The sequence below is a fragment of the uncultured Winogradskyella sp. genome (genome assembly GCF_947498345.1).
Lineage (GTDB): Bacteria > Bacteroidota > Bacteroidia > Flavobacteriales > Flavobacteriaceae > Winogradskyella.
Genome location: NZ_CANMJY010000001.1, coordinates 657,078 through 669,194 on the forward strand (window position 1 = coordinate 657,078; position 12,117 = coordinate 669,194).

A 12,117-nucleotide genomic window follows, 5' to 3' on the forward strand; every position below is an offset into this window, starting at 1 on the left:
ATCGACTAAAGACCAAAGACTCAAGACTATAAAAACATGGCAAGAAGACAAGATAAGAATACAATTCAGAAATTTAACAAAATTTCTATCGGTTTAGCATCTCCTGAATCTGTTTTAGCAGCATCTCGAGGCGAAGTATTAAAGCCAGAAACTATTAATTATCGAACTCACAAACCAGAACGTGATGGTTTGTTCTGTGAGCGTATTTTTGGTCCTGTAAAGGATTTTGAGTGTGCTTGTGGTAAATATAAAAGAATACGTTACAAGGGTATTGTTTGTGACCGTTGTGGTGTAGAAGTAACAGAAAAGAAAGTACGTAGAGATCGTGTAGGACATATCAACTTAGTTGTACCTGTGGCTCACATTTGGTACTTCCGTTCGTTACCGAACAAAATAGGTTACCTTCTTGGATTACCATCTAAGAAATTAGATATGATTATCTATTACGAACGTTATGTGGTTATTCAACCAGGTACTGCTGTAAATGCTGAAGGTGAACCAATTCAAAAAATGGATTTCTTAACAGAGGAAGAATATTTAACTATTCTTGAAACACTTCCACAAGAAAACCAATATTTAGAAGATTCAGACCCAAATAAATTTATTGCTAAAATGGGTGCCGAGTGTTTAATTGAATTATTGTCAAGAATTGATTTAGATCAATTATCTTATGATTTAAGACATAAAGCAAACAATGAAACGTCTAAACAACGTAAAACAGAAGCTTTAAAGCGTTTACAAGTTGTTGAAGCGTTTAGAGAATCTAACGAAAACAGAGAGAACAGACCAGAATGGATGATTATGAAGGCTGTTCCTGTAATTCCACCAGAATTAAGGCCTTTAGTACCTTTAGATGGTGGTCGTTTTGCAACATCAGATTTAAATGATTTGTACCGTCGTGTTATTATCCGTAACAATCGTCTTAAAAGATTGGTTGAGATAAAAGCACCAGAAGTAATTTTACGTAATGAGAAGCGTATGTTACAAGAATCGGTAGATTCATTATTTGATAACACACGTAAGTCATCTGCAGTAAAAACAGATTCTAACAGACCATTAAAATCATTATCAGATTCACTTAAAGGTAAGCAAGGGCGTTTTCGTCAAAACTTATTAGGTAAGCGTGTTGATTATTCTGCACGTTCTGTGATTGTTGTTGGACCAGAATTAAAATTATTCGAATGTGGATTGCCAAAGAATATGGCAGCTGAACTTTACAAGCCATTCATTATTAGAAAGTTAATAGAGAGAGGGATTGTAAAAACTGTAAAATCTGCAAAGAAAATTATAGATAGAAAAGAACCTGTAGTTTGGGATATTTTAGAAAATGTTTTAAAAGGACATCCAGTACTTTTAAATCGTGCTCCTACATTACACAGACTAGGTATTCAGGCATTTCAACCTAAGCTTATCGAAGGTAAAGCAATTCAGTTACACCCATTAGTATGTACGGCTTTTAATGCCGATTTCGATGGGGATCAAATGGCTGTACATTTACCATTAGGGCCAGAAGCAATTTTGGAAGCTCAACTTTTAATGTTAGCATCACATAATATTCTGAACCCAGCAAATGGTTCTCCTGTTACTGTACCATCTCAGGATATGGTTCTTGGTTTATATTATATGACCAAGCACAGAAAATCGACTAAAGAGGCACCTGTTAAAGGTGAAGGTTTAACATTCTATTCACCAGATGAAGTACTAATTGCTTACAATGAGAAACAAGTAGATCTTAATGCTGGTATAAAAGTTAGAACTAAAGATTTCAATGATGAAGGTGAGTTAACGACTCAAATTATTGAAACAACTGTAGGTCGTGTACTCTTTAATGAAAAAGTGCCAGAAATTGCAGGTTATGTCAATGAAGTATTAACCAAAAAATCTTTAAGAGATATTATTGGTAATATACTAAAAGTAACTTCTGTACCAGAAACAGCTGAGTTCTTAGATGAGATTAAAACTTTAGGATATAAGTTTGCATTCCAAGGCGGTTTATCATTTAGTTTAGGTGATATCATTATTCCAGAGGAGAAGCATACTATGATTCAAGCTGCTAATAAGGAGGTTGACGTTGCTATTGGTAACTATAATATGGGACTTATTACAAATAACGAACGTTATAATAAGGTTATTGATATTTGGACATCTACTAATGCCGAGTTGACAGAATTATCAATGAAACGTATTAGAGAAGACCAACAAGGATTTAACTCCGTATTTATGATGTTAGATTCTGGTGCTCGTGGGTCTAAAGAACAGATTCGTCAGCTAACAGGTATGCGTGGATTAATGGCAAAACCTAAAAAGTCTACAGCTGCTGGAGGTGAGATTATTGAAAATCCAATTCTTTCTAACTTTAAGGAAGGGCTTTCAATTTTAGAATACTTTATTTCTACACACGGTGCACGTAAAGGACTTGCAGATACAGCACTTAAAACAGCAGATGCTGGTTATTTGACACGTCGTTTGGTAGATGTATCTCAAGATGTAATCGTATATCAAGAAGATTGTGGTACACTAAGAGGAATCGAGGTTTCTGCTCTTAAGAAAAACGAAGAAATTGTAGAAAAACTTGAAGCTAGAATTGTTGGTAGAACATCACTTAACGATGTTTATGATCCACACACAGAAGAATTAATCGTGGAAGCTGGTGGTCATATAGATGATATTATAGCTAAGAAGATTGGTGATTCTGCACTAGAGAGTATCGAAGTACGTTCTCCATTAACTTGTGAAGCCAAAAAAGGTATCTGTGTAAAATGTTATGGACGTAACCTTGCTACTGGTAAAATGGTACAACGCGGTGAAGCTGTAGGTGTAGTTGCTGCCCAATCTATTGGTGAGCCAGGTACGCAGTTAACATTACGTACATTCCACGTTGGTGGTATTGCAAGTAACATTTCTGAGGAAAATAAACTAACTGTTAAGTTTGATGGTGTTGCTGAAATAGAAGATCTTAAAACAGTAAAGACTAAAGATGGTGAAGGAAAAGAAGTTGATGTTGTAATTTCTAGAACTTCAGAACTAAAATTAGTTGATGCTACGACAGGAATAGTTTTAAGTACAAATAATATTCCTTATGGTTCTCATATTTTTATGAAACCAGGAGCAAAAGTGAAAAAAGGTGATGTGATTTGTCAATGGGATCCATATAATGGTGTAATTATTTCAGAATTTGCAGGTAAGGTAAAGTATGAAAACATTGAACAAGGTGTCACTTATCAAGTAGAGATTGATGAACAAACAGGTTTCCAAGAGAAAGTAATTTCTGAATCTAGAAACAAGAAATTGATTCCTACTTTATTGATTGAAGACAATAAAGGAGAAACGATTCGTTCTTATAACTTGCCAGTTGGCGCACACATAATGATTGATGATGGTGATAAAATTGATATAGGTAAGATCTTAGTTAAGATTCCTCGTAAATCTGCAAAAGCAGGTGATATTACAGGTGGTCTTCCTCGTGTAACGGAATTATTTGAAGCACGTAACCCATCTAATCCAGCTGTTGTTAGTGAGATTGATGGTGTGGTATCGTTTGGTAAGATTAAGCGTGGTAATCGTGAGATTATTATAGAATCTAAATTAGGTGAGATTAAAAAATACTTAGTAAAATTATCTAATCAAATCCTTGTGCAGGAGAATGATTATGTAAAAGCTGGTATGCCATTATCAGATGGCTCTATTACACCTAATGATATCTTAAATATTAAAGGCCCTTCTGCAGTACAGCAATATTTAGTTAATGAGGTACAAGAAGTATATCGTTTGCAAGGTGTAAAAATCAATGATAAGCACTTCGAAGTTGTTGTAAGACAGATGATGCGTAAAGTTAAAATTATGGATTCTGGAGATACTATTTTCTTAGAAAACCAATTAGTTCATAAATCAGATTTCATAGAAGAAAATGATAAGATTTTCGGAATGAAGGTGGTTGAAGACGCTGGGGATTCTGAGAATTTAAAATCTGGTCAAATCATAACAGTAAGACAGCTTAGAGATGAAAATTCAATTCTTAGAAGAGAGGACAAAAATCTTGTATCAGCTAGAGATGCTAGTCCTGCGACAGCTACTCCAATCTTACAAGGTATTACTAGAGCGTCATTACAGACTAAGTCATTTATTTCTGCAGCATCGTTCCAGGAAACCACAAAGGTTCTTAATGAAGCAGCTGTAAATGGTAAGGTAGATACGCTTGAAGGACTAAAAGAAAATGTAATCGTAGGTCATAGAATACCAGCAGGTACTGGTGTAAGAGAGTACGATAGTATTATTGTTGGTTCTAAAGAAGAGTTTGATGAGATGATGAAAGCTAAAGAAGAGATGAATTTCAATTAGAATTAATCATTCCTGCGAAGGCAGGAATCTATAAAATAAAAGCCTTCACGCATTAATTTGTTTGAAGGCTTTTTAAATTTAAAAAATAAATAATCACACTTTCATTTTTATGAAAGCTTAAATAAGTTTAAGATGGCAGACGAAAATAAGAATCCTAAAAAAGGGCAAATAAACATAGAGTTAGACGAAAAAGTGGCCGAAGGCACTTATTCAAACTTAGCAATTATCAACCATTCAGTCTCTGAGTTTGTAGTGGACTTTGTAAGCATTATGCCTGGTACTCCAAAAAGTAAGGTTAAGTCCCGAATTATATTAACACCACAACATGCAAAACGTTTATTAAAAGCATTAGGGGATAATGTCACTCGTTTTGAGAAAGCTCACGGAGAAATCAAGGATTACGAGCAACCACCAATTCCATTAAATTTTGGCCCTACTGGCCAGGCTTAAAAAACAAAACCCTTTGAATTTATTATAATTCAAGGGTTTTTTATGCGGTCCAATACCAGATGTAGTAAATTAGGCTACATCCTTTTGATTTAAATGATACTTAAGCGCACCTGAAGGACATTTATTGATTTGATTTATTATAGAATCTGTATGTGCTCCATCTAAATCAATCCATGGAATAACTGAATTTCTAAATACTTCTGAGAGTTGTCTAGCACAAATACCTGCATTTGCGCAACAACGAGGTTCGTAGGTAACAGTAATATCTTCATTACTGAAAATGTTTGCATTTACATCCATAATAAGTAGATTAGTTTGGGGTTAATCTTATTCTGAAATTAGATATTGAATATCAACATTAAATATTTTATCGATAAAAATCAAATTTTATCGATAAAACGTATGTTTTTTTAAAGCGATTCGATGAAATACACATAAAATTATTCAAATTCTGAAGTCATATGGAACATAATACTAGGGTATTTTTGTTGTGTCATTTGTAATGAAAACATAGAGTCAGCTAAAAATACCAACTGATTTTGTTTGTCTTTTGCCAAATAACGTTGTTTAACTCTAAGAAACTCTTTGTATTCGTCACTTTTTTCGTTATCAGTTTGCACCCAACAAGCTTTATGTACATTTAGATTTTCGTAAGTACATTTTGCGCCATACTCATGCTCTAATCGATATTGAATAACTTCGTATTGTAATGCACCAACCGTACCAATAACTTTTCTTCCATTATAATCAAGTGTAAATAATTGTGCAACACCTTCATCCATGAGCTGGTCAATACCTTTGTACAATTGCTTTGCTTTCATTGGGTCAGCATTATTGATATATCTAAAGTGTTCGGGTGAAAAGCTTGGCACACCTTTATAATTTATGATTTCTCCTTCTGTGAGAGTATCTCCAATTTTAAAATTTCCGGTATCCTGTAGACCCACGATATCTCCTGGGTAAGATATGTCTACAATCTCTTTCTTTTCAGCAAAGAATGCATTAGGGCTCGAAAACTTTAATTTTTTATTATGCCTTACATGTAGGTAAGGGGTATTTCGTTTAAATTCACCTGACACAATTTTAACAAAAGCTAATCTATTTCTATGATTTGGATCCATGTTGGCATGAATCTTAAAAACAAAACCAGTAAACTTTTCTTCTTCGGGTTTTACCAGACGCTCTTCACTTTCTTTAGGTCTAGGTTTAGGTGCAATTTCAATAAAACAATCTAATAATTCTCTTACTCCAAAATTATTTAAAGCGGATCCAAAGAAAACAGGCTGTAAGCCACCATTTAAGTAGCTATCTTTATTAAACTCAGGGTAAATGCCCTCCACAAGTTCTATTTCATCTCTTAAGGTTTGTGCAGCGTTATTACCGACTAATTGATCCAGCTCTTCAGAATTTAAATCCGAAATTTCAATAGTATCATTGACATGCTGTTTACTATCTCCGCTAAACAGGTTTACATTTTTTTCCCAAATATTATAAATGCCTTTAAAATCATATCCCATACCAATAGGAAAGCTTAACGGAGTAACTTTTAGTCCTAGTTTTTGTTCAACTTCATCTAAAAGATCAAAGGCATCTTTACCTTCTCGGTCTAGTTTATTGATAAAGACAATCATGGGGATGTTACGCATTCTACATACTTCAACCAATTTTTCGGTTTGTTCCTCAACACCTTTTGCTACATCAATAACCACGATAACGCTATCTACAGCCGTTAAAGTCCTAAAAGTATCTTCAGCAAAATCTTTATGACCAGGCGTGTCCAATATATTAATCTTAATGCCATTGTACTCAAAAGCTAAAACTGAGGTTGCTACAGAGATACCACGCTGACGTTCTATTTCCATAAAGTCGCTTGTTGCGCCTTTCTTTATTTTATTACTTTTTACAGCACCAGCTTCTTGTATGGCGCCACCAAACAAAAGTAATTTTTCGGTTAATGTTGTTTTACCAGCATCTGGATGCGATATAATACCAAACGTACGTCTTCTATTAATTTCTGTTTTAAAACTCATTGTTGTTTTTTGAGAATTGCAAAATTAAAATAAACGCTAACATTATCTTCCATTAATTATAAATAATGTTGATTTATAATCCCTTATTTAAATCTTATATAGAAGAATTTGTCAATTCATCGATTTTTTAATTCAATTAAGATTTCTGTGAGTAATTTACCGGCAATTATAAGTTAGTAAAAATATTAGTACAAGATTTTACTATGCATAATTGTCCCAAATCAATAGTTTACTTTCAACAGATGAAGTTGATTAATAGCAAATCTCTTCTTTTTATATAGATAAGTATCTATAATCAATATTTGGTCACTTTTATCATTTAAGAAGCCTTAACAATGGACTCTAGGGTTTTTTAGTACTAAGATTCTTACTTTAAAATTTGTTTTTTACATTTTAACGAATATATTTGCATTTTATCGATGATTTATGTTATTGATAATACTCTAATAAATTGAATTATACATCAACTATATAATATTATGGAAATCTCTACCCGATTCTCGTTTAACTTTAAGATTGTAAAATTTGCTTTGCTGCTTATGGTAACATTACTTTTTTGTAATGTACAAGCGCAAACCAATATTGGTGGTATTATTAATGATTATGAGTCAGTAACTAGTATTACTAATCCTGGTTGTGGCACATGTGATACTAATCCGGCGTGTATAAATTCTATTGATGTTGCAGATGCTTCAGCTTTTTCAGTTGGGGATAAAGTTTTAATCGTTCAATTAAAAGGATCTATTGTAGATCAAACTAACACATCAACAGGTGGTGATATTCTTAGTTTAGGAAATGCGGGAAATTATGAATTTTTTGATATTGGTGGTATTTCTGGAAATACAATTTTTCCATCAGCACCATTAAAGAACACTTATGATGCTTCTGGTTTAATACAATTGGTTAGAGTACCTAATTATGCAGGTGATGTCAACGTTACTTCCGAGCTGCAAGCATTACCATGGGATCCTATTACTGGTGAAGGAGGTATTATAGCATTATTTGTAGAGGGTACTTTGACGTTAAATGCCAATGTTAATGCATCAGGCGCTGGTTATATTGGTGTTGAGATGACTTCTAATGGCTCACCAGATAACTGTTCTATTAGTCCTAATGTTCAATACAACTTAGGGGTTGCAAACACTGACAGTTGGTTTAAAGGAGGTGGTGTAGCTATACCTGGCATTGCTAATCAAAAGGGTAGGTCACCTTTAGCGAATGGTGGAGGAGCTGGTGTTTCTGGAGATTCTGGAGGTGGTGGAGGTGCTAATTTTGGAGCTGGAGGTATCGGCGGTGATAGATGGTGTGATGTAAATGGTGTAACTGCTGGTGGTGTTGGAGGAAATGCACTTGCTCCATTTATTAGTAATCAAAACAGAGTTTTCTTTGGGGGTGCAGGTGGTGCAGGTTTTGTAACATCTGGTAATTCAGCTACTGCTTCCAATGGAGGAGGTATCGTGGTTATAAGAGCTACTACTTTAGTCGGAAATAATAACACAATAAATGTATCTGGTATAGATGCAACTGCTACCGCTACAGGAATTGACGGCGGTGGAGGAGGAGGAGCTGGTGGTTCAGTTGCCTTTGATATAAAAGCATATTCTGGTAATTTAAATGTTGATGTCACCGGTGGTGATGGTCAAAGCTTAAATACAGGTGTTATTCATGGTCCAGGTGGAGGTGGAGGTGGAGGAGTACTCTTACACAATTTATCTTCATTACCAGCAGGGATTAGCGTATCTCTTTCAGGAGGAAGTGCAGGTGTACATAATAATGCTCCAAATATTGGAAATTCTCATAATGCTCAGCCTGGTAGTAATGGTGGTATAATAACATATTACAACTTAGTAGAAACAATTAATACAGATAATGATTTAGGTACAAATGATGGTATTCCCGATTTGTGTGATCTAGATTCAGATAATGACGGTATTTTGGATTCAGTCGAAGATGGTGGAACAGGTATAGATCCTTCTTTAGATGCAGACGGTGATGGTATACCAAATTATTTAGATCAAAGTGACCCAGGTGCACCTGTATTTGTAGATACAAATGGAGATGGTGTAAATGATGTTTATGATACAGATGGTGATGGAACTCCTGATTTTCAGGATTTAGATAGTGATAATGATGGTTGTTATGATTCCATAGAATCTGGAGGGGCCGATAATAATAATGATGGTGCATTAGACGGTGATGGTTTCAATACTTTTGGTCAAGTAACAACTGGCGGTAGTATTACAGATGGTTATGATGGATATTCAAGTGATGAAATATTGGCTACTCAGGTTAACTACACTTCACCAGCTAATCAAACTGAAGATTCTGGTGATACGGCAACTTTTAGTGTAACAGGTGTAACTATTAATACTACTTCGGTTTACACAGGTACTTTGCCAAATACTACACCTGATTTTACAGATCCTTCGGCAACTACTGTTGCTACAGGTTTCAGTTATCAATGGTATTTGGGAGATCCCGTTTCAGGAGGTATTGCATTATCAAATGACGCTACATATTCAGGCGTAAATACTGCAAGTTTAGATATAGTAACAGATTTTAGTCTAAACGGTAATCAGTATTGCGTGGAAATTATAAATACTAATAATTTGTGTGAAATTGTTGAGTGCGCAACTCTAAACGTCAACCCTCCACCTTGTAATATTACAGCAATTAGTTCATCTAATATAGATGCCTGTGACGATAATAGTACGCCAAGTGATTTTACAGACGATACATTTACAGCAGATATTACAGTAACCTTTATTGGAGCACCAGCTACAGGAACTCTAGATTTAACTGGTGACGGAACTGCTTCAGTTTCTGTAGTTGGGTTAACATCACCTCATACTTTTGTTGATGTAGTATTGCCAGCTGATGGAGGATCAATAGACCTAACAGCAACATTCTCAACTGATGGATCATGTACATTAAATAACTCAAATGTATTTACTGCGCTGTATGAATGTAGTGATGATGTTTGTCCTGACGTAATACCTATAGGTACTCCAACGGCTCCATTAATGTCTGCAGATGTCACTTTCGACATTGTCGGAACAGGTGGTGTTGCAGGGGCTTTATTGAATTCTATTAGTATTTCAGGTGAACCTAATCCTTTTACAGAATTATACGTGCCATCCACGGTAGAATACCAATTCGCAATTCCAGCCCAAACAAATCAGTATATATACAATATGGGAGTATTGGGTTCTAATATTAACGATAATCCAGCCATATTTGATGCTGAGTTATTAGAATCATACTCGAATAAAGAATTAACAAATTATTTTTCGGCCGATAATAGTGTAGCACCAGGAATTGTACCAGGTGATTTTGTGTTAATACGATATGATGCTCCAATAACAGCTGCTGCTAACAGATATATGATGGCGACTGAAAGAGATGGTAATATTTCATACAGAATTCAAGCTTTAGATGCAGCGGGTAATCCAATTGGAACGGAAAGAACGACATCAGTAGCAACTTACATAGATACTGGTGTACAGGTAGATCCAGTAAATTTCCCAGGTGAAAATATAGAAGCGAGCATTTATCCTTTAACGGCGTTTGTTCCATCTGGTGATGACATCTATGGATTCAGAATAAGGTTTAGAAATTCATCATCTGGTGAAGCTGGTGATGGAAAAGTATTTATATTATATGATTCAGCCTTTTTAACACCACCACCAACTATTGAGGTTACTACAAGTTTTGTGCAACCGACTTGCCCTACAAACCTCGGTTCAATAACAATAGATGCGACAGATAATGGAGGAGGGACAATAGAATATAGTATAAATGGTGCAGCAGGACCATGGCAAGCCTCAAATGTGTTTAATAACTTACCGCCTGCAACATATACACCAGCTGTAAGATATCAGTCAACACCTACGTGTTTGGCAGTTTCTATTACCCCAATTACGTTAGAAGATTCAGACTTTAATATTACTGCAATTACAGCATCTGATATTACAGCATGTAACAATAATGGTACACCGAACGATATAACAGATGATACGTTTACAGCTGATATAACAGTAACTTTTGATGGAGCACCGGCAACTGGTACTTTAGATTTAACTGGAGATGGTTCATCATCAATATCTGTGGTAGGTTTAACTTCACCTCATGTATTTAACGACATCGTTTTTTCAGCTAGCGGTAATGACATCTCTTTAACTGCTGCATTTTCTGATGCACCTACATGTTCACTTACGGATTCAGCTGTTTTTACAGCACCTACAGAATGTAGTGATGATGCTTGTGGAGATGCCATTCCAGCAGGAAACCCTACAACACCATTAATGGCTTCAGATGTTATATTCAATATTACAGGAACAGGTGGAGCAGCAGGAGCGGTACTAAATTCCATTACTGTATCTGGTGAAGCTAATCCATTTACAGATTTTTATATTCCTTCTACCGTTAGTTATTCATTTGCTAATGTAGCTGCCGCAAATCAATATTTATATGATATGGGTACATTAGGTTCAAATATTACAGATGGCCCAACTGTATTTGATCCAGAACTTTTAACAGTATATTCTGATAGAGATTTAACTAATTACCTTTCAACTGACGGGGTCGTCGCTCCAGGTATAGAGCCAGGAGATTTTGTGGATATAAGATATGATGCTCCAATAACAGCAGCTGCTAATAGATATATGGTTGCTACTGAAAGAGATGGTAATATTTCATACAGAATTCAAGCTTTAGATGCTACTGGCAACCCAATAGGTACAATAAGAACCACATCTGTAGCTACTTATATTGATACAGGCGTACAAGCAGATCCAGTAAATTTCCCAGGTGAAAATATAGAAGCGAGCATTTACCCTTTAACGGCTTTTGTTCCATCTGGTGATGATATCTATGGATTTAGAATAAGATTTAGAAATTCATCATCTGGTGATGGTGGTGATGGTAAGGTATTTGTAATGTACGACCCATCTTTTTTAACACCACCACCAACTATTGAGACTACTACAAGTTTTGTGCAACCGACTTGCCCTACAAACCTTGGTTCAATAACAATAGATGCGACAGATAATGGAGGGGGGACAATAGAATATAGTATAAATGGTGCAGCAGGACCATGGCAAACCTCAAATGTGTTTAATAACTTACCGCCTGCAACATACACACCAGCTGTAAGATATCAGTCAACACCAACTTGTTTAGCAGTGTCTAATAATCCTATTACTCTAATTAGTATAAATTGTCCAAGCATCGCTATTGAGAAGACCAGTAGTTTAGACTTAGGTGCAGATGGTATAGCTACCGTAGGAGATATTATTAC

At 35.3% G+C, this 12,117-nt stretch carries 4 protein-coding genes and 1 pseudogene; 3 read left to right on the top strand and 2 right to left on the bottom strand.

What is annotated here, in order from left to right:
* Positions 1-36: 36 nt before the first annotated feature.
* Both rpoC and Q0912_RS03080 read left to right on the top strand, forming a co-directional pair.
* Complete coding sequence (rpoC, locus tag Q0912_RS03075; protein WP_299111875.1) at positions 37-4,338, top strand: DNA-directed RNA polymerase subunit beta'; 4,302 nt, start codon at positions 37-39, stop codon at positions 4,336-4,338.
* 132 nt (positions 4,339-4,470) lie between these two features.
* Positions 4,471-4,788 carry a DUF3467 domain-containing protein gene (locus tag Q0912_RS03080; RefSeq protein WP_299111877.1) on the top strand — a complete coding sequence of 106 codons (318 nt, stop codon included), beginning with the start codon at positions 4,471-4,473 and terminating at the stop codon, positions 4,786-4,788.
* Between the two features lie 69 nt (positions 4,789-4,857).
* Here the strand turns inward: Q0912_RS03080 and Q0912_RS03085 are convergent, their stop codons facing one another.
* Entirely contained in the window at positions 4,858-5,088 is a 231-nt protein-coding gene (locus Q0912_RS03085; RefSeq protein ID WP_299111879.1) for a (4Fe-4S)-binding protein, read from the bottom strand.
* A gap of 140 nt (positions 5,089-5,228) precedes the next feature.
* A complete protein-coding gene (locus tag Q0912_RS03090; protein WP_299111881.1) occupies positions 5,229-6,818 on the bottom strand; it encodes a peptide chain release factor 3 in 1,590 nt (529 codons plus the stop codon).
* 539 nt (positions 6,819-7,357) lie between these two features.
* Here Q0912_RS03090 and Q0912_RS03095 point away from each other — a divergent pair.
* Positions 7,358-12,117: pseudogene (locus Q0912_RS03095) on the top strand (hypothetical protein); the annotation flags it as partial.